The following is a 19,232-nucleotide window of genomic DNA, read 5'->3' as shown; positions in this document are numbered from 1 at the left end:
AGAATTGGCCGGGTCTTTTTTATGGACGATTGGCCCAGATTGATTTCACCGGGATCGTATCGATCAGCGTACGGCTGCGCCATTGATTGTTCTCCACCAGATAGATCTGCAGTTGCTTGCGATCCTCGGTGAAACTGGTGATCAGGTAGGTTTGTTGAGAGGTGGCCCCGCTCAGGTACATCGGCACCTTGCCCAGCCAATAGGCTTCGCCGCCCCCCTCATGCATATGACCGGCAAAGACGGCAGTAACCTGATACTTGTCGAGCATTTCCCGGAAGCGCCTCAACTGAGCGTTGTCGCCCATCATGCCAAACGGCTTGTGCATGTTGATGATGATCGCGTAACCCTCAACCCTCGCCAGACTGAGGTCTTTCTCCAGCCAATCCAGTGCGCTATTGATCTCGAACGTCGTCGGGTTCAAAAAACTTGAAATCCTGGTTGTGTACGTCGGCTCGTTATTGAGCTGAACCAGATGAACTTCACCAATATTCTTGGAATAAGCAAGGCTCCCGGAATACAGCGGGAATGGCCAGCCAGTAATACTCAGATCAAAACTGTCTACCTTGTTCGCATGATGCTCTTTAAACTCAACAATACTGCCCGCCGCACAATTATTAGTGACACAGTCATCTACATTATTTTCATAATCGTGATTGCCCAAGCCATACAGATAATCCGTCCCAAAGTGCTTCTTCAATGTCGCCGCCATATAGTCACGTTGCCAGCCATGACCGAAAGCGGTGATATCGCCGTTGATCATCAGTGGAACTTGTGCCTGCCCGTCGTGGTGGTCTCTAAAGTCAGCGATGCTGGCGAGTTGAGTCTCTACCAGCCACTTGGAGCGGACCTTGAAGTCTGCGTCGGATTCGGGCTGACGGCGATCGGTCTTATCCGTCCAGGGATATTGTGTATCCGATGCAAACACCATGTGCTTCGGAGTATTCTCCATTGAATGAGCCGGGACAAACGAAAATAACAAACAGACACCCAGAATAAAACATTGAACCTTATTGTTAGTCATCAGATAACACTTCCATTTAATCAAATACAATGACGACCTCATGCCGTCAAATCTCAAACTATTCGAAAAGAACCAAAACCTCAAATACACAATCATGACCAATCAATTACTTTTATTTCAAAACTGTAAACACCGACAACAATCAATGCGCAAAGCAAGCGCATCAACATAAAGTGCCATTCCTCAACTAACAGAAAAATTTACGAATCGAGACGTATGCTCGATGGATTTGATTTTCAACGGTGTGTAAGTTGTCTTTGCACTTGACGAGCATCGTCAGGCCGCCCCATTAACCCACACGTTTCAAGGAAGAAAGCCATGCGAGAATCCGATCACGATTGCGTCCAGCCATTCGAGAATTTCACTTACGCCGAACAAGCTGCTGAGACTTCCACTGCGCATACACCTGCCATCGATGACGCCACGACTGACCACGCCGTCAAAAAAAACAAAGACAGCGGGTTAGACGGGCTTGGCGGCGGAAGGCTGCTCTGACGGGTTTTCGACTCGACTGTCGACACAAAAGAGGGACTCGCTCGCCAGAGCGAGTCTCATGCGTCGTCTATAGTCAATTGATCTGGGTCAGGACTTGTTACATCTGCTACACCATTTCAACCACTCCCCCAACGCGACCAAAGGTCGCACCCGTTCGTCGGCGTGACAGGCGTATCATCACGCCACTGCAACGCCCTTTCTGACCGCGGTCGGCACGTATCGACCGAGGCATTTTTCCACTGCCGTGGGATGCAATGATGAGCAACCAGATTCCGGTACACGACGTCACGCCACCGAGTAAAAACGCGAACAACAGCGTCGATCTTTACGCCTCTCGAGAAAAAATCTACACCCGTGCTTTCACCGGTCTGTTCCGCAATCTGCGGATGATGGGCGGCGCCGCGCTGTTCCTGCTGTATTTCGGCACGGTCTGGCTGAACTGGGGTGGCCATCAGGCCGTGTGGTGGAACCTGCCGGAGCGCAAGTTCTTCATCTTCGGTGCGACCTTCTGGCCCCAGGACTTCATTCTACTGTCGGGCCTGCTGATCATTGCCGCGTTCGGCCTGTTCTTCATCACCGTGTATGCCGGCCGCGTCTGGTGCGGCTACACCTGCCCGCAAAGTGTGTGGACGTGGATTTTCATGTGGTGCGAGAAGGTCACCGAAGGCGACCGCAACCAGCGCATCAAGCTCGACAAGGCGCCGATGAGCGGCAACAAGTTACTGCGCAAACTCGCCAAGCACTCGCTGTGGCTGTTGATAGGCTTCGTCACCGGCATGACCTTCGTTGGCTATTTCTCGCCGATCCGCGAACTGGTGTTCGAGTTCTTCACCGGGCAGGCCGATGGCTGGTCGTATTTCTGGGTCGGTTTCTTCACCCTCGCCACCTACGGCAACGCCGGCTGGTTGCGTGAGCAGGTGTGCATTTACATGTGCCCGTACGCCCGTTTTCAGAGCGTGATGTTCGACAAGGACACGTTGATCGTCTCCTACGACCCGCGCCGGGGCGAAAGCCGTGGCCCGCGCAAGAAAGGCGTGGACTACAAGGCCATGGGCCTGGGTGACTGCATCGACTGCACCATGTGTGTTCAGGTGTGCCCGACCGGTATCGACATTCGCGACGGCCTGCAGATCGAGTGCATCGGCTGCGCTGCGTGTATCGATGCCTGTGACAGCATCATGGACAAGATGGACTACCCGCGCGGCCTGATCAGCTATACCACCGAACACAACCTGTCCGGGCAGAAAACCCATAAACTGCGACCACGCCTGATCGGCTACGCGGTGGTGTTGCTGGCGATGATCAGCCTGCTGGTGACCGCGTTCGTCATGCGCTCGCTGGTCGGTTTCGACGTCAGCAAGGACCGCGTACTGTACCGCGAGAACGCCGAAGGCCGGATCGAGAACGTCTACAGCCTGAAGATCATGAACAAGGATCAGCGCGATCACACCTACGTGCTGGAAGCCGCCGGCCTGCCGGATCTGCGCCTGCAAGGCAAGCGCGAGATCAAGGTCGCCGCGGGAGACATCGTCAGCATGCCGGTCGAACTGTCGAGCGCGCCGGAACAACTGCCATCGAGCACCAACGAGGTGAAATTCATCCTCAAGGACGCCGATGACGACAGCGTCCACGTTGAAGCCAAGAGCCGATTCATCGGCCCACAAATCCGTTGAGAGAACTGAACATGCCCGTAGCAAACGCCGCAAGCCCTTGGTACAAGCACCTATGGCCCTGGATCATCATCGCGATTCTGGCCTGTTCGGTGACGCTGACCTTGTCCATGGTGACCATCGCGGTGAACAACCCGGACAACCTGGTCAACGACAACTACTACGAGGCCGGCAAAGGCATCAACCGCTCGCTGGATCGCGAACTGCTGGCGCAAACCCTGAAAATGCGCGCGGCGGTGCATCTGGATGACGTGACCGGCGAAGTCGACCTGCGTTTGAGCGGCGACAGCCAGCCGAAAACGCTGGAACTGAACCTGATCTCGCCGACCCAGCCGGAAAAGGATCGCAAGATCGTCCTGACGCGCAGCGAGACTGAAACCGGTCGTTACATTGGCCAGTTGAGCGACAAGGTCGATGGCCGCCGGTTTGTCGAGTTGCTGGGTTCGCAGGACGACCATGTATGGCGCATGTTCGAAGAAGAACTGGTCAACCATGACAAGGAGTTGCTGCTCGGTGATGAACCGCTGCAAGGCGCCGAAGACCTGAAGAAGTAAAAAACTGCGCTTCGCGCATTCGCGAGCAGGCTCGCTCCCACAGTGGATCTCCAGTGTCCTCAAAACCTGTGGGAGCGAGCCTGCTCGCGAAGAGGCCCTTGCGGACAATAAAGATTTCCTCTGATGACCACCCCACTGCCCTGCTACCACTGCGCCCTGCCCGTTCCGTCCGGCAGCCGCTTCACCGCTGTCGTACTCGGCGAGTCCCGCGAGTTCTGCTGCCCGGGCTGCCAGGCCGTGGCCGAAGCCATCGTGGCCGGTGGCCTGGAAAGCTACTACCAGCATCGCAGCGAAGCCTCGGCCAACCCCGAAGCGTTGCCGGTGCAACTGGTGGATGAGCTAGCGCTGTACGACCGCGCCGACGTGCAAAAACCCTTCGTCCGCCACGAAGGCGAACTCGCCGAAACCACCCTGTTGATGGAAGGCATCAGTTGCGCCGCTTGCGGCTGGCTGATCGAGAAACACCTGCGCACGCTGCCGGCGGTCGACGAAGCCCGGTTGAACCTGTCCAACCATCGCTTGCATGTACGTTGGGCCGACGGGCAATTGCCGCTGAGCCAACTGCTCGCCGAACTGCGCCATATCGGTTACGCCGCCCACCCGTATCAGGCCGACCGCGCCAGCGAACAACTGGCCAGCGAAAACCGCCTCGCCCTGCGTCAACTTGGCGTCGCGGGCCTGCTGTGGTTTCAGGCAATGATGGCGACCATGGCGACCTGGCCGGAATTCAACATCGACCTCAGCCCCGAACTGCACACGATTTTGCGCTGGGTCGCGTTGTTCCTGACCACACCGATCGTGTTCTACAGCTGCGCGCCGTTTTTCAAAGGCGCGATGCGCGACTTGCGCACCCGTCATCTGACCATGGATGTCTCGGTCTCGCTGGCCATCGGCAGCGCTTACATTGCCGGGATCTGGACGTCGATCACTGGCGTCGGCGAGTTGTATTTCGATGCGGTTGGCATGTTCGCGCTGTTCCTGCTCGCCGGGCGTTATCTGGAACGCCGCGCCCGCGAGCGCACTGCCGCCGCCACCGCGCAACTGGTGAATCTGTTACCGGCGTCGTGCCTGCGTCTCGATGATGCTGGCCAAAGCGAGCGTATCCTGCTCAGCGAATTGCGCCTCGGTGACCGGGTGCTGGTGCAACCGGGTTCGATTCTGCCGGCGGACGGCAGGATTCTCGACGGCCAGTCGAGCATCGACGAATCACTGCTGACCGGTGAATACCTGCCGCAACCGCGCTCCCTCGGCGATGCGGTCACTGCCGGCACCCTCAACGTCGAAGGTGCGCTGACTGTTGAAGTGTCGGCGCTGGGGCAGGACACGCGATTGTCAGCCATCGTGCGTTTACTCGATCGCGCTCAAGCCGAGAAACCGCGCCTGGCGGAAATCGCCGACCGCGCCGCGCAATGGTTCCTGTTGTTGTCACTGATCGCCGCAGCCGCCATCGGTCTGTTGTGGTGGGAGCTGGACTCATCGCGCGCGTTCTGGATCGTCCTCGCCATGCTGGTCGCGACCTGCCCTTGCGCCCTGTCGCTGGCGACGCCGACTGCGCTCACAGCCGCCACCGGCACCCTGCACAAACTCGGCTTGCTGCTGACTCGCGGGCATGTGCTGGAAGGTTTGAACCAGATCGACACGGTGATCTTCGACAAGACCGGCACGCTCACCGAAGGTCGCCTTGTGCTGCGTTCGATTCGTCCGCTGGGTGAGCTGGACAGCGACCAATGCCTGAGCCTTGCCGCCGCACTCGAGAACCGTTCGGAACATCCCATTGCTCGCGCCTTCGGTCGTGCGCCGTTGGCGGCTGAAGAAGTCCACAGCACGCCAGGACTGGGGCTCGAAGGCCTGGTCGGCGAGCAGCGTCTGCGCATTGGCGAGCCGGCATTTGTCTGCGCCCTGAGCGGCGCCGTTGTGCCTGTGATGCCGGACGAGCCGGGCCAGTGGCTGCTGCTCGGCGACAGCTCGGGGCCATTGGCCTGGTTCGTTCTCGACGACCGCTTGCGTGACGATGCCCCCGCCCTGCTCGCCGCCTGCAAGGCCCGTGGCTGGCGCACCTTGCTGCTGTCCGGCGACAGCTCGCCGATGGTCGCCAGCGTCGCCGCTGAACTGGGTATCGACGAAGCCCGTGGCGGGCTGCGTCCGGATGACAAGCTGCAAGTGCTGCAACAACTGCACAAAGAAGGCCGCAAAGTGCTGATGCTCGGCGACGGCGTCAACGATGTGCCAGTGCTGGCCGCTGCCGACATCAGCGTGGCCATGGGCTCGGCCACCGATCTGGCGAAAACCAGCGCCGACGCCGTGCTGCTGTCCAACCGCCTCGACGCCTTGGTGCAGGCTTTTACCCTGGCCCGACGGACTCGCCGGGTAATCATCGAAAACCTGCTGTGGGCCGCGCTGTACAATGGCCTCATGTTGCCGTTCGCCGCCCTCGGCTGGATCACTCCGGTGTGGGCCGCGGTCGGTATGTCGATCAGTTCGTTGACCGTGGTGCTCAACGCCCTGCGCCTGACTCGCCTGCCGAGCGCGCCGGTTTTAAACACCCGATCAGAAACCCGCCCGTTGCCGGCCTGAGCCGCGCGGGCATGGAGTACCGATGCCAGCTCTCTACGTGATGATTCCGGCCGCGCTGCTGATCGTCGCCATCGCCGTGTACATCTTCTTCTGGGCGGTGGACAGCGGCCAGTACGACGACCTCGATGGCCCGGCCCACAGCATCCTGTTTGACGACCAGGATCCGAACCACACCGCCGCCGTCGACGAAGCCAACGCGAGCAAACCGCACGACAAGGCGCCACCCCATGCTTGAACTGGCGCCCCTGCTGGTCTCGGCGCTGATTCTCGGCTTGCTCGGCGGTGGCCATTGCCTGGGCATGTGCGGCGGTTTGATGGGCGCGCTGACCCTGGCGATTCCCAAGGAACAGCGCAGTCGGCGCTTTCGCCTGCTGCTGGCGTATAACCTTGGGCGCATTCTCAGTTATGCCACGGCCGGATTGCTGATCGGCCTCGCGGGGTGGGCAGTGGCCAACAGTCCCGCCGCGTTATTTATGCGCGTATTGGCGGGGCTGCTGTTGATCGCCATGGGCCTGTATCTGGCCGGCTGGTGGAGCGGACTGACCCGCATCGAAAGCCTCGGTCGCGGCTTGTGGCGTTACATTCAACCGGTGGCCAACCGCTTGCTGCCGGTGTCGAGCCTGCCCCGCGCCTTGCTGCTTGGCGCGTTATGGGGCTGGCTGCCGTGCGGGCTGGTTTACAGCACGTTGCTGTGGTCGGCGAGCCAGGGCAATGCGCTGGACAGTGCGTTGCTGATGCTCGCGTTCGGGCTGGGCACTTGGCCGGTGCTGCTCGCCACCGGGCTTGCCGCCGAGCGGGTCACGGCGTTGTTGCGCAAACGCAGCGTGCGCATGGCCGGTGGGATTTTAGTGATCCTGTTCGGCCTCTGGACCCTGCCCGGCCCGCATCAGCATTGGTTGATGGGCCATTAGATCGGCGCCGCGGCCTTCGCGAGCAGGCTCGCTCCCACAGGGGATTTGTGTAGCACCACCGATCCAATGTGGGAGCGAGCCTGCTCGCGAAGAGGCCCGCACGATCAACACACCTCTTTGCTGTTGATGCAAATCAAGATGCCCCGCTACACCCTCCCCTAGACTCGCCACACTGCCAGCCTATCCGGGGGAATGCCCGCATGCTCGACGCCATTCGTTGGGACACAGATCTGATCCGCCGCTACGACCTGGCGGGGCCGCGCTACACCTCGTATCCGACGGCCGTGCAATTCAACAGTCAGGTCGGTACGTTCGATCTGTTCCATGCCCTGCGCGACAGCCGCAAGGCCCTGCGTCCGTTATCGCTGTACGTGCATGTGCCGTTCTGCGCGAACATTTGCTACTACTGCGCCTGTAACAAAGTCATCACCAAGGATCGCGGTCGCGCTCTGCCCTATCTGCAACGGCTTGAACAGGAAATCCAGCTGACCGCCTGCCACCTCGACCCGGCGCAAAAAGTCGAGCAACTGCACTTTGGCGGCGGCACACCGACCTTCCTCAGCCATGACGAACTGCGCCAACTGATGGCGCACCTGCGCAAGCATTTCAATCTGCTCGATGACGACTCCGGCGATTACGGCATCGAGATCGACCCGCGTGAAGCCGACTGGTCGACCATGGGTCTGCTGCGCGAACTGGGCTTCAACCGAGTCAGCATCGGCCTGCAAGACCTCGACCCGGCGGTGCAACGGGCGGTCAATCGCCTGCAAAGCCTGGAAGAAACCCGCGCCGTGATCGACGCCGCACGCACCCTGCAATTTCGCTCGATCAACATTGACCTGATCTACGGCCTGCCCAAGCAGACGCCGGACAATTTCGCCCGCACGGTGGAAGAAGTCATCAGCCTGCAACCGGACCGGCTCTCGGTGTTCAACTACGCGCACTTACCCGAACGCTTCATGCCGCAGCGGCGAATCAACGGCAATGAATTGCCGAGCCCGGCGCAAAAACTGGAAATGCTCCAGCGCACCATCGAGCAACTGACGGCTGCCGGCTACCGCTACATCGGCATGGATCATTTCGCCCTGCCCGACGATGAGCTGGCGATTGCTCAGGAAGAAGAAACCCTGCAGCGCAACTTCCAGGGCTACACCACGCATGGTCATTGCGACTTGATTGGTCTGGGGGTGTCGGCGATCAGCCAGATCGGCGACCTGTACTGCCAGAACAGCAGCGATCTCAACGAATACCAGAATACCCTCGCCTCCGCGCAACTGGCGACCAGCCGTGGCCTTGTGTGCAACGCCGATGACCGCTTGCGTCGGGAAGTGATTCAACAGTTGATCTGCAATTTCAGCCTGGACTTCGCCGAGATCGAGCAGCAGTTCAACATCGATTTCCAGGGTTACTTCCTCGCGCTATGGCCGCAGCTGCAAGGCATGGCCAAGGATGGCCTGATTACGCTGGACAGCGATCGGATCGAAGTATTGCCGGCGGGACGCCTGTTGGTGCGCTCGGTGTGCATGGTCTTCGACGCTTACCTTGAGCAGCAGAACCGCCAGCGGTTTTCCCGGGTGATTTAGTTTTTCATCAGCAGCGAACCCACTTGCATGTTTTGCTCTGACGTCAGACCCGACTGCCCCACCACTTTGGACAAAGCCAGATTGGCGGTGATCAACCCGGTGTTCAACGCGGCAATGGCGCCGCGAAGCGCGGCGACCTTGATAATTTTTTCTTCGTTGGAAAGGCGCTTGTCGGCCATGATCTTTTCGATCTGCGCCTTTTTCTCGGCAATCTGCTTTTGCAACTTGCGGATCATCTTCAGCAATTGCTGGATGTTCTCGGGCAAACCGCTTTCTTCGATGTCGCGATTGTCGCCGCCGGCTCCGGCCGACTTTTCGATCGCGGCACCGGACAGCGACACTTTGACGCCCTCGACCAAGGTCGGGGTTGCATCAATTGTCGAGTCGGTGTCGTGGCCGTGGTCGGCGGGGGATTTAAACGTTTCCGACAGCGTCTCAACGCCGCTGCTACCGGGGCCCAGCGTACCAATGGCAGCCATCGAAGCAATTCCTTGATGCGTGATGATCACAGTTTATCGGCCAGTTGCCCGGCGACTTTACGGCTGAGGGCCAAACTCGCCATACGCTGGCCTGAATGTCCTCCCGTGGGTTACCCTTACGGCTTATGTGTGTTTTCCCACAAGGATTAAAGAAATGTCCGAGCCAGTTAAACTGCGCGCTCACAACCAGGCCCATTGCAAGGATTGCAGCCTGGCCCCTCTCTGCCTGCCACTTTCTCTGAATCTGGAAGACATGGATGCGCTGGACGAAATCGTTAAACGCGGCCGCCCGCTGAAAAAGGGTGAGTTCCTGTTCCGTCAGGGCGACACGTTCGATTCCGTTTATGCAGTACGCTCCGGCGCCCTGAAGACCTTCAGCCTCAGCGACAGCGGCGAAGAGCAACTGACCGGTTTCCACCTGCCGAGCGAACTGGTCGGCCTGTCCGGCATGGACACCGAGAAACACCCGGTTTCCGCCCAGGCACTGGAAACCACCTCGGTGTGCGAAATCCCTTTCGAACGCCTCGACGAACTGGCCCTGCAACTGCCGCAACTGCGCCGCCAGTTGATGCGTGTGATGAGCCGCGAGATTCGCGACGACCAGCAAATGATGCTACTGCTGTCGAAGAAAACCGCCGACGAGCGCATCGCCACCTTCCTGGTCAACCTGTCGGCACGCTTCCGCGCTCGCGGGTTCTCGGCCAACCAGTTCCGTCTGAGCATGTCGCGCAATGAAATCGGCAATTACCTGGGCCTGGCGGTGGAAACCGTGTCGCGGGTGTTTACCCGGTTCCAGCAAAACGAACTGATCGCCGCCGAGGGCAAAGAGATTCACATCCTCGACCCGATCCAGCTCTGCGCCCTGGCCGGCGGCTCGCTCGACGGCTGATCTCGACCCGCGGCCGAGCGAATCGTTTCAGCCGCGGGTATACTGCGCCGTTTGCAGCCCTGCCAGGACACCTCGACGATGGTCTTCGACTCCTTCGACATCAAATCCCTGATCCGCCCCGTGATCGACTTCCCGAAACCGGGCGTGATCTTTCGCGACATCACCCCGCTGTTCCAGTCGCCAACGGCTTTGCGCCTGGTGATGGACAGCTTCGCCCACCGCTATGTGGAGGCCGACTTCACCCACATCGGCGCGATGGACGCCCGCGGTTTCCTGATCGGTTCGGTGCTGGCTTATCAGTTGAACAAGCCGCTGGTGCTGTTCCGCAAGCAAGGCAAACTGCCTGCGGACGTGCTGGCCGAAGGTTACGCGACCGAGTACGGCGAAGCGTTTCTGGAAGTGCATGCCGACAGCCTGTGTGAGGGTGATTCGGTAGTGATGTTTGATGATTTGATCGCCACTGGCGGCACGCTGATTGCGGCGGCCAACCTGATCCGCCGCATGGGTGCGCGTGTGCATGAAGCGGCGGCGATCATTGATTTGCCGGAGCTGCAAGGTTCGCAGCGTCTGGAAGACATGGGAATTCCGACGTTCTGCCTGACGCAGTTCGCCTTGACTGATAAGTAAGTAGCGCCTTTCAGACCGCTTTCGCGAGCAGGCTCGCTCCCACATTTGGAATGCATTCTCCTGTGGGAGCGAGCCTGCTCGCGAAGGCGTCGGCCGCCTCAACGCAAAACCTAAAGCCCCATCTGCTTGCTGATGATCTCGTTCATCACCTCCCGCGTCCCGCCGCCAATCGACAAGATGCGGTTATCCCGATACAGCCGCTCAACCAGACTCTCACGCATATAACCCATCCCGCCCAGAATCTGCACCGCCTCGGTAGTGATCCGGTCTGACGTGTCCGTGGCAAAGTTCTTCGCCATGGAAATTTCCTTGATCACACTTTTTCCGGCGGCCATTTTGGCTGCCTGCCGATACGTGAACTCGCGCGACACTTCCAGCGCCGTGGCCATTTCGGCGAGGCGATGCTTGATCACCTGAAACTTGCCGATCGGTTTGCCGAAGGCCTCACGCTCGCGCGCCCACTTCAGGCTCTCCTCAAGCGCAAGCTGCGCGGTCATGTTGGCCATCAGCGCGAGGGCCAGCCGCTCGCTCTGAAAGTTGCCCATGATGCAGGCGAAGCCCATGTTCTCGGCACCGATCAGATTTCCCACAGGCACCCGGCAATCGTCAAAGAACAATTCAGCCGTGTCCGACGCCCACCAGCCCATTTTCTTCAACTGCCGACCGAGGGTGAACCCCGGCGTACCCTTCTCGATCAGCAACAGGCTGATGCCGCCGAAACCGGGATCGCCAGTACGCACCGCAACCGTGTAGAAATCGGCGCGCACGCCGCTGGTGATAAAGGTTTTGCTACCACTGACCCGGTAGACATCGCCGTCACGCACGGCGCGGGTTTGCAGGTTGGCGACATCTGAACCGCCGCCGGGCTCAGTGACGGCCAGCGCGCTGATCTTCTCGCCACTGAGCACTTGTGGCACCACGCGGTCACGGACGTCGGGGCGTGCCCATTTGACGATTGGCGGCAGGCCGATATCCAGCGAACCCAGCCCCGCTACCAGGCCGCCAGAGCCACAGCGCATCAACTCTTCACTGGCGGCGACCTTGGCGAACAGATCGCCCTCATGACTGCCACCCAGCGCTTCGGGGTAACCGATACCGAGGATGCCGGCAGCGCCCGCCTTCAGGTACAGCTCACGAGGGAAGCTTTCGGCTTCTTCCCACAGATCAATGTCCGGCAGGATCTCGCGTTCGACGAAACGTCTGACGCTGTCGCGGACCAATTGGTGGCCGGGATCGAAATATTCCTGAAAGGCAGGCATGGGCGAGCTCCATCGAAGAGTTCGCCGACGTTAACCGAGCGCTTGCTTGGTTTTCAACTCAATTGTGTGAATCAGATCAACCGAGGCGCCCCGTTCGCGAGCAAGCCCGCTCCCACAGTTGATCGCGTTCATTCAGATTGAATGCGGTCGAATTTCGGAGCGGGCTTGCTCGCGAAGACGTCTATTCAGACACCCTATAACTCAGAGGGCGATCGGTTTACGCCCGGCAAACGAATGCGCCAGCGTCCCGCCGTCCACCAACTCCAGCTCACCACCCAGCGGCACGCCGTGGGCAATCCGCGAGGCGATCAAGCCTTTGTTGTTGAGCAGTTGAGCGATGTAATGCGCTGTCGCCTCACCTTCCACGGTCGGGTTGGTGGCGAGGATCACTTCGGTAAACGTACCGGCCTCTTCAATCCGCGCCATCAACTGCGGAATGCCGATGGCCTCAGGCCCGAGCCCGTCGAGCGGCGACAAATGGCCCTTGAGCACAAAGTAACGGCCACGGAAACCGGTCTGCTCGACCGCGTAAACGTCCATCGGCCCTTCCACCACGCACAGCAACGTATCGTCACGGCGGGTATCGGCGCATTGCGGGCACAGGTCGTCTTCGGTCAGCGTGCGGCACTGGCGGCAGTGACCGACCCCTTCCATGGCCTGACTCAAGGATTGAGCCAGGCGCAGACCGCCACTGCGATCACGTTCGAGCAACTGCAACGCCATGCGCTGGGCAGTTTTCTGACCCACACCCGGCAGAATTCGCAGGGAATCGATCAGTTGGCGAATCAAAGGGCTGAAGCTCATGGGTAAAAAGTCCGACAAAACAACGAGACGCGGTTTATACCCGCGCCTCCGGCCAGCGTCAAATACTCAGTCCTGGGCGACCTTCACCACCAGTTTGCCGAAGTTGCGCCCTTCCAGCAGACCGATAAACGCGTCGGGCGCCTGCTCCAGGCCCTCGACCACGTCTTCGCGGAATTTGACCTTGCCCTCACGCACCCACGGCACCATGTGGCTGATGAATTCCGGCTGACGATCACCGTAGTCGTCGAACACGATGAAGCCCTGAATCCGCACGCGCTTGGTCAACAGCGTGCGCTGCAACATCGGCAGGCGATCCGGGCCTTTCGGTGCTTCGGTGGCGTTGTAACCGGCAATCAGCCCGCACAGCGGAATGCGTGCCTTGGCGTTCAGCAGCGGCACCACTGCATCGAAGACATGACCACCGACGTTCTCGTAATAAACGTCAATGCCATCCGGGCAGGCCTTGGCCAATTGCTCGGCGAAGTCCGCAGCCTTGTGATCGATGCAGGCGTCGAAGCCCAACTCTTCGACCACGTATTTGCACTTCTCGGCACCGCCGGCCACGCCGACCGTGCGCAGGCCTTTGATTTTCGCCACTTGTCCGACCACCGAGCCGACAGCACCCGACGCGGCCGCCACGACCAAAGTCTCGCCTTCTTTCGGCTGACCGATGTCCATCAGGCCCATGTACGCCGTCATCCCGGGCATGCCCAACACGCCAAGCGCCATTGACGGACTCGGCAGCCCGGACGGAATCGGAATGATGTTGCGCCCGTCGCTGATGCTATGGCTCTGCCAACCGGTCGCGCCGACCACCAGATCGCCTTCGTGGAATTTCGGATGACGCGAGCGCTCGACACGGCTGACAGCGCCACCGGTCATCACCTCACCGATTTCTACCGGCGCGGCGTAGGACGGCGCGTCGCTCATACGTCCGCGCATGTAGGGATCTAGCGACAGGTACAGGGTTTTCAGCAGCACCTGGCCGTCTTCCAGATCCGCCAGTGCTTCGCGCTCCAGGCGGAAGTTTTCCGGGGTCGGCGCGCCCACCGGGCGGGAGGCCAGGACGATGCGTTGATTGAGGGTCAGAGGGTCGGACATGTCAGCGTCTCCTGTGAATGAGGAATTCGAAGGTATAGGGAGCAGACCTTTGTGGCGGTGGCGCGTTCGATGTTTATTCCGGTAAATCGTGTTGACGCTTTCGCGAGCAAGCCCGCTCCCACATTTGAAATGCAATCCCATTTGGGAGCGGGCTTGCTCGCGAAGGCGTCATTACAGCCAACACATCTCTACCGACCAGAAACAAAAATGCCAGGCGCGATGCCTGGCATTTTGTGTAGCTCATCTGACGCGCAATGGCGAATCAGAATGGCAGTTTCATACCGGCTGGCAGGTTCATGCCGGCGGTCATGCTGCCCATTTTTTCCTGGCTGTTGGCTTCAATCTTGCGCACGGCGTCGTTGACGGCGGAAGCCACCACGGCCTCCAGCATTTCCTTGTCGTCTTCGCTCATGCCTTCAACCAGGCTTGGGTCGATAGTGACGCTTTTCACGTCGTGACGACCGGTCATTACCACGGTGACCATATCGCCACCGGCCTTACCGATGACTTCGGCATTGGCCAGTTCTTCCTGCATCTTGGCCATTTTTTCCTGCATCTGCTGCGCCTGCTTCATCAGGCCGGCCATGCCACCTTTCATCATGGGAATCACCTCAAAAGTACTTGGATCAAAACAGCGTCCGGCAATCAAGACCGGACACCTTCAGTTATTAGCCTTGGGCGACCAAGGCATCGACAGGTTCAATAGTATCGTGTCGCACCACCGCACCGAACTGCTGGACCATCTGCTGGATGAACGGATCGCCGTGGATCGACTCCTCCGCCTCGCGCTGACGATTGGCACGCCGACGGGAAGCGGCCTGAGCCGGGGTTTCCTGCTCGGGCTTGATCAGTTCGATGGTCAGGCTCAGCGTGCGGCCGTGGAACTGGTTCAACGCATCGTTGAGACGGCGCTGTTGCGTGGCGTTGAACAGTGCACTGTGAGCTGGGTCCAGATGCATCAGCCAATGGTCGCCATCGACGGCGATCAACGTGCAGTTGGCGGCGATGCTGCCGGTCATGCCGGAGATCGGCAATTTCGGGAACAGCTCCAGCCATTGCAGGGCCAGACCGGTGGCGGGTGCCGCAGCAGGCTCAGGCTCGGGTTCCGGGGCCGGTTCTGCGGCGTGTTCACTGGCCAGCTCGTCGAGGTAGCTGTAGGCCGAATCCATGTCCGGCTCGATGTAATCCTCGTCCAGCGGCGGCTCGTCGTCCATGTCCATGCCCGGTGTGGCAGCATCGACGTCGGCGACAGACGGCTCGGGAATCGGCGCGGCAGCCCACTCGGGTGCGTCCGGCACGACGCTGTCCGGGGTCGGCAGCGGCATCGGCGGCAACTCGGGCTGCTCGGCGGCGGTTTCCAGCACAGGCTCGACGGCGGGTTGCTGTACAGGCTCAGGCGCCGGTTCTACCGGGTCGTTCCATGGCAGGTCGACGGCGGCCTCGACGGCAGCCGGTTCGGGCTCAGGCTCAGGCTCAGTTGCAGGTTCCGGCTCAACGGCAAGCACAGGCTCAGGGGCCGGGGCCGGTGCAACCACAGGCGCTGGCGTCGGTGCCGGTGCAACTGCCGCAGCGACTACCGGCGCGGGTTTAGGCGCGGCAGCCACTGAATTTGCGGAATCAACTGTGGCCTGGCTGATCCCCACTGGCTTTAGCGGCTGTCTCGGGGCATCCGTCGTGTCTGCCGGCCGGAAGGCCAGCATCCGCAGCAGCACCATTTCGAAACCACCACGCGGATCCGGCGCCAGCGGCAAATCGCGGCGCCCGATCAGGCCCATCTGGTAATAGAACTGCACGTCTTCGGCCGGCAAGGCCTGGGCCAATGCCAACACGCGATCACGGTCGCCATGGCCATTGTCGACGCCTTCCGGCAACGCCTGAGCGATGGCCACGCGGTGCAGCACATTGAGAATTTCCGAGAGCACGCCGTTCCAGTCCGGGCCCTGTTCGGCCAGGTGACGCACGGCTTCAAGCAATGCCTTGGCGTCGCCTTCGATCAGCGAATGCAGAACGTCATAGACCTGCCCATGATCCAGCGTACCGAGCATCGCCCGCACGTCGGTGGCCAGAACCTTGCCTTCACCGAAGGCAATTGCCTGATCGGTCAGGCTCATGGCGTCACGCATCGAACCGTCAGCCGCGCGACCGAGCAACCACAGCGCGTCGTCTTCGAACGGCACGTTTTCGGCGCTGAGAACGTGGGTCAAATGCTCGACCACGCGCTCCGGCGTCATGTTCTTCAGGGAGAACTGCAGGCACCGCGACAAAATCGTTGCCGGAAGTTTCTGCGGGTCAGTGGTCGCCAGGATGAACTTGACGTAGGGCGGCGGCTCTTCGAGGGTTTTCAGCAGCGCATTGAAGGAATGGCTGGAGAGCATGTGCACTTCGTCGATCAGGTAGACCTTGAAGCGCCCGCGGCTTGGCGCGTACTGCACGTTGTCGAGCAGCTCGCGGGTGTCTTCGACCTTGGTGCGGCTCGCGGCGTCGATCTCGATCAGGTCGACGAAGCGGCCCTCGTCAATCTCGCGGCACACCGAACATTCGCCGCAAGGGCTGGAAGTGATACCTGTCTCACAGTTCAGGCATTTGGCAATGATCCGCGCAATCGTGGTTTTACCCACCCCGCGCGTACCGGTGAACAGGTACGCGTGGTGCAGCCGCTGGCTGTCCAAGGCATTGATCAGAGCCTTGAGCACATGGGTCTGGCCGACCATTTCGCGGAACGAGCGCGGACGCCATTTACGTGCAAGAACCTGATAACTCATCGAAAACCGTCGCAACGAAGGAAGCTGAAGCGGCTAATGCTAGCGGAGCAAGGGCAAAATTGCATCCGGTGTCCTTGTCTAATATGGCTAAGCTGCATCAGCAGGGGCTTTTATCGGCTCGGGATCGGGAATTACCGGAGCGTTTATGCGGTGGGCCGTGGGGGCGTTGCTGGGAATCAGCCTGAATGTGACGGCAGCGCAAGCCCCGTTGCGCTTCGCCATGCCCGACAGCTGGGCGATGCCGATGGTGCAATATGAACGCGGGCGACCGACGCAGGGCATTCTCTACGATCTGATGCTCAGCCTGGCCACGCAGGTCGGCGTACCGGCCGAGTTTCACGTCCTGCCCCGCGCACGCGTGCAGAGCGCCATGGAACATGGCGAAATAGATGTGCGCTGCTATGCCGCGCAGTCATGGCTGCCGAATCAGTCGGGGGATTACATCTGGAGTCTGCCGTTGTTCTTCCAGCGCGATCTGTTGATCAGCCGCAAGGATCAACCTGCCAGTGTCGATCCCGCTCACCTGCCCCGCCAATCCATCGGCACCGTTCTGGGCTACAGCTACCCTACTCTGCAACCGCTGTTTGATGCTGATCGGCTGCAACGCGAAGATGCGCGCAATCAGGAGCAGGTGCTGGAGAAACTGCTGGCCGGGCGCTACCGGTATGCAGTGAGCAATCAGTGGACGCTGGACTGGTTTAACCAGCGATTGATGCCGGAGCAGCAACTGCAAGGCGTGGCGGTGCTGCAGGAGCAGAAAGTCGGTTGTTACGTGAGGAATGATCCGAAGGTGCCGGTGCAGCGCATTTTGCGCACGTTGCTGAGGATGAAAATGTCGGGGGAGATTGATGAGATTATTCGGCTCTATACCGGCAACCCTGAGAACACCCCATAACCCTGTGGGAGCGAGCCTGCTCGCGAAAGCGGTGTCACAGTCAACTCATCTCTGGCAGGGCTGACAGCTTCGCGAGCAGGCTCGCTCCCACAGTTGATTTTGGGTGTTCGTTAAATCGCAGACGCAAAAAAACCGCAGTGGGCGAAACCCATGCAGTTCTGTTGAAGCGTTCTATTGTTCGTTAAGGTGGTAACCCCACCAGCCACACCCCGGCACACAATGTTCCCGCTGTGGCTGCTGCCTTCCGGCTCTGACCAGGTTCACGGGTAATCGTTGCGGGGGGACCGATGGGGTCACCATAACGACACTCGCCAGTCGGCGAGCCGCGCCATTGTACCTATCTGAGATGAAGTTACAACCGTTGGTTGTAGATAAAAAATATGAATGGCTTCAAGGACATGCGATGACGGCAAAAGATTGCAGCCCGCGGCCGCTCCTACAGGGATATCACCTCGTCCGCCCGGCCGCCCACCCGCTGGATCACCAAGTGAATGAAATGCAGCTTGGTGATCGCCGCCGCCGGCAGCACAAACGGGTAGAAATCCGGCTGGCCCATGCTGCGTGACAATTCGTTGAGCATCCCGGCCAGTTCGATCCATGCGTTGACGAAGGACAGAAACGCCTCACCGCCGGGGTGCGACGGATCGAACAAGGTGCTCGGCAGAAACGGCTGGTAGTCGAAGTCCATCTCCCGCGCGCTCATGCCGAAGCCCAGCGCGGTGTCTACCGCGTCCATCATGTGCAGGTAATGCGCCCAGGTTTCCGCCCAGTCTTCCCATGGGTGCATGGTCGCGTAGGCGCTGACGTAGTGTTGCGGCCAGTCCAGTGGGGCGCCCTGCTGGTAGTGTCGATCCAGCGACTCGGCATAACTGGCGCGCTCGTCGCCGAACAGGTTGCGGAATGATTCAAGCCACGGGCCATTGGCGATCAACCGATCCCAATAGTAGTGCCCGACCTCATGGCGAAAATGCCCGAGCAAGGTGCGATAGGGTTCATGCATTTGCGCCCTCACCTGCTCACGGTGGGCGTCGTCGGCCTCCTTGATGTCGAGGGTGATCAGGCCGTTGGCGTGGCCAGTCATCGGCGCATTGCCTTCGAGGTCGACGCCGATGAAGTCGAAGGCCAGCCCGGTTTCCTCGTCCACGGTTTTCGGGGTGACCTGCAGGCCCAAAGTGATCAGTTGTGCGACCAGACGACGCTTGGCGATTTCCACTTTGCGCCAGCGTTCGGGGTTTTCCGGATCAGACAGGTCGGGGATGGTGCGATTGAGGCTACAGGCGATGCACAAAGTGTCATGAGCGTTGAACGGCAGTAACCAGTTGCACGCTGCTGGCGTATCGAGGTTGGCACAACGGCGGAACAACCCGGCGTCGGGGTCGGCGTCTAGCGTCCAGGTGCCATCCTGCGGCCCCGGTTGCAGCGAGGCAAGACGACTTTGTTCCGGTTGATAGCCGAGCAATGCGTTACAGGCCAGGCACTGGCTGTTGCGAAAGAACAGCGACTGACCGCAGCGGCACGGCCAGACTTTGCTGTTGCGCGAGGATTCGCCCATGAACGGCGCGACGATGCGGGAACTGAGCTGCTCGAAAAAGCGGTACATGGCGATCT

Annotated in this window: 18 protein-coding genes and 1 other RNA gene; 10 read left to right on the top strand and 9 right to left on the bottom strand. The window is 60.1% G+C overall.

What is annotated here, in order from left to right; genetic code table 11:
• Positions 1-19: 19 nt before the first annotated feature.
• On the bottom strand, positions 20-1,021 hold the full coding sequence (locus CKW18_RS14855; protein WP_095189487.1) for a metallophosphoesterase: 1,002 nt from the start codon (positions 1,019-1,021) through the stop codon (positions 20-22).
• Between the two features lie 318 nt (positions 1,022-1,339).
• On the opposite strand from CKW18_RS14855, the gene CKW18_RS30580 reads away from it, so the two are divergent.
• The 7 genes from CKW18_RS30580 to hemN all read left to right on the top strand — a co-directional run bounded on the left by CKW18_RS30580 (position 1,340) and on the right by hemN (position 8,808).
• Positions 1,340-1,516 carry a hypothetical protein gene (locus tag CKW18_RS30580; RefSeq protein WP_157815152.1) on the top strand — a complete coding sequence of 59 codons (177 nt, stop codon included), beginning with the start codon at positions 1,340-1,342 and terminating at the stop codon, positions 1,514-1,516.
• A 257-nt stretch (positions 1,517-1,773) separates the two neighbouring features.
• Positions 1,774-3,189: a cytochrome c oxidase accessory protein CcoG gene (gene ccoG, locus CKW18_RS14850; protein ID WP_095189478.1), complete on the top strand. Its 1,416-nt coding sequence runs from the start codon at positions 1,774-1,776 to the stop codon at positions 3,187-3,189.
• An 11-nt stretch (positions 3,190-3,200) separates the two neighbouring features.
• On the top strand, positions 3,201-3,740 hold the full coding sequence (locus tag CKW18_RS14845) for a FixH family protein (RefSeq protein ID WP_095189477.1): 540 nt from the start codon (positions 3,201-3,203) through the stop codon (positions 3,738-3,740).
• A gap of 123 nt (positions 3,741-3,863) precedes the next feature.
• Positions 3,864-6,314: a heavy metal translocating P-type ATPase gene (locus CKW18_RS14840; RefSeq protein WP_095189476.1), complete on the top strand. Its 2,451-nt coding sequence runs from the start codon at positions 3,864-3,866 to the stop codon at positions 6,312-6,314.
• A gap of 22 nt (positions 6,315-6,336) precedes the next feature.
• The gene (gene ccoS, locus CKW18_RS14835; protein ID WP_095189475.1) at positions 6,337-6,549 is read left to right on the top strand and encodes a cbb3-type cytochrome oxidase assembly protein CcoS; all 213 of its coding nucleotides are present in this window, start codon (positions 6,337-6,339) and stop codon (positions 6,547-6,549) included.
• On the top strand, positions 6,542-7,225 hold the full coding sequence (locus CKW18_RS14830) for a sulfite exporter TauE/SafE family protein (protein ID WP_095189474.1): 684 nt from the start codon (positions 6,542-6,544) through the stop codon (positions 7,223-7,225). The genes ccoS and CKW18_RS14830 overlap by 8 nt, the downstream gene beginning before the upstream one ends.
• A 200-nt stretch (positions 7,226-7,425) precedes the next feature.
• Positions 7,426-8,808 (top strand): oxygen-independent coproporphyrinogen III oxidase, encoded by a 1,383-nt coding sequence (gene hemN, locus CKW18_RS14825; RefSeq protein WP_095189473.1) that lies wholly within the window; start codon positions 7,426-7,428, stop codon positions 8,806-8,808.
• Here hemN and CKW18_RS14820 read toward each other — a convergent pair.
• On the bottom strand, positions 8,805-9,287 hold the full coding sequence (locus CKW18_RS14820; protein WP_095189472.1) for a hypothetical protein: 483 nt from the start codon (positions 9,285-9,287) through the stop codon (positions 8,805-8,807). The genes hemN and CKW18_RS14820 overlap by 4 nt on opposite strands.
• Before the next feature lie 154 nt (positions 9,288-9,441).
• On the opposite strand from CKW18_RS14820, the gene fnr reads away from it, so the two are divergent.
• Positions 9,442-10,176, top strand: a complete 735-nt coding sequence (gene fnr / locus CKW18_RS14815; protein ID WP_095189471.1) for a fumarate/nitrate reduction transcriptional regulator Fnr — start codon at positions 9,442-9,444, stop codon at positions 10,174-10,176.
• Positions 10,177-10,254: 78 nt separating this feature from the next.
• Complete coding sequence (locus CKW18_RS14810) at positions 10,255-10,803, top strand: adenine phosphoribosyltransferase (RefSeq protein WP_007918333.1); 549 nt, start codon at positions 10,255-10,257, stop codon at positions 10,801-10,803.
• Between the two features lie 110 nt (positions 10,804-10,913).
• Here the strand turns inward: CKW18_RS14810 and CKW18_RS14805 are convergent, their stop codons facing one another.
• From CKW18_RS14805 to dnaX, 5 genes are all read right to left on the bottom strand, one after another.
• Positions 10,914-12,062 carry an acyl-CoA dehydrogenase family protein gene (locus CKW18_RS14805; RefSeq protein ID WP_095189470.1) on the bottom strand — a complete coding sequence of 383 codons (1,149 nt, stop codon included), beginning with the start codon at positions 12,060-12,062 and terminating at the stop codon, positions 10,914-10,916.
• A gap of 201 nt (positions 12,063-12,263) precedes the next feature.
• Positions 12,264-12,866, bottom strand: a complete 603-nt coding sequence (gene recR, locus CKW18_RS14800; RefSeq protein ID WP_095189469.1) for a recombination mediator RecR — start codon at positions 12,864-12,866, stop codon at positions 12,264-12,266.
• A gap of 66 nt (positions 12,867-12,932) precedes the next feature.
• Positions 12,933-13,967: an NADP-dependent oxidoreductase gene (locus CKW18_RS14795; protein WP_095189468.1), complete on the bottom strand. Its 1,035-nt coding sequence runs from the start codon at positions 13,965-13,967 to the stop codon at positions 12,933-12,935.
• A gap of 262 nt (positions 13,968-14,229) precedes the next feature.
• The gene (locus tag CKW18_RS14790) at positions 14,230-14,568 is read right to left on the bottom strand and encodes a YbaB/EbfC family nucleoid-associated protein (RefSeq protein WP_093103000.1); all 339 of its coding nucleotides are present in this window, start codon (positions 14,566-14,568) and stop codon (positions 14,230-14,232) included.
• 67 nt (positions 14,569-14,635) lie between these two features.
• Positions 14,636-16,729: a DNA polymerase III subunit gamma/tau gene (gene dnaX / locus CKW18_RS14785; RefSeq protein ID WP_095189467.1), complete on the bottom strand. Its 2,094-nt coding sequence runs from the start codon at positions 16,727-16,729 to the stop codon at positions 14,636-14,638.
• A gap of 145 nt (positions 16,730-16,874) precedes the next feature.
• Here dnaX and CKW18_RS14780 point away from each other — a divergent pair, with 145 nt between their 5' ends.
• A complete protein-coding gene (locus CKW18_RS14780; RefSeq protein WP_095189466.1) occupies positions 16,875-17,624 on the top strand; it encodes an ABC transporter substrate-binding protein in 750 nt (249 codons plus the stop codon).
• A 193-nt stretch (positions 17,625-17,817) separates the two neighbouring features.
• On the opposite strand, the gene ffs is transcribed toward CKW18_RS14780, so the two are convergent.
• An RNA gene (ffs, locus tag CKW18_RS14775) (signal recognition particle sRNA small type) lies at positions 17,818-17,914 on the bottom strand.
• A gap of 146 nt (positions 17,915-18,060) precedes the next feature.
• Positions 18,061-19,224 carry a putative zinc-binding metallopeptidase gene (locus CKW18_RS14770; RefSeq protein ID WP_095189465.1) on the bottom strand — a complete coding sequence of 388 codons (1,164 nt, stop codon included), beginning with the start codon at positions 19,222-19,224 and terminating at the stop codon, positions 18,061-18,063.
• Positions 19,225-19,232: the final 8 nt, after the last annotated feature.

The sequence above is a fragment of the Pseudomonas sp. Irchel 3E19 genome (assembly GCF_900187585.1).
Taxonomy (GTDB): domain Bacteria; phylum Pseudomonadota; class Gammaproteobacteria; order Pseudomonadales; family Pseudomonadaceae; genus Aquipseudomonas; species Aquipseudomonas baetica.
Note: the sequence above shows the minus strand (reverse complement) of the source record. Positions and strands in the feature narration are given on the sequence as shown.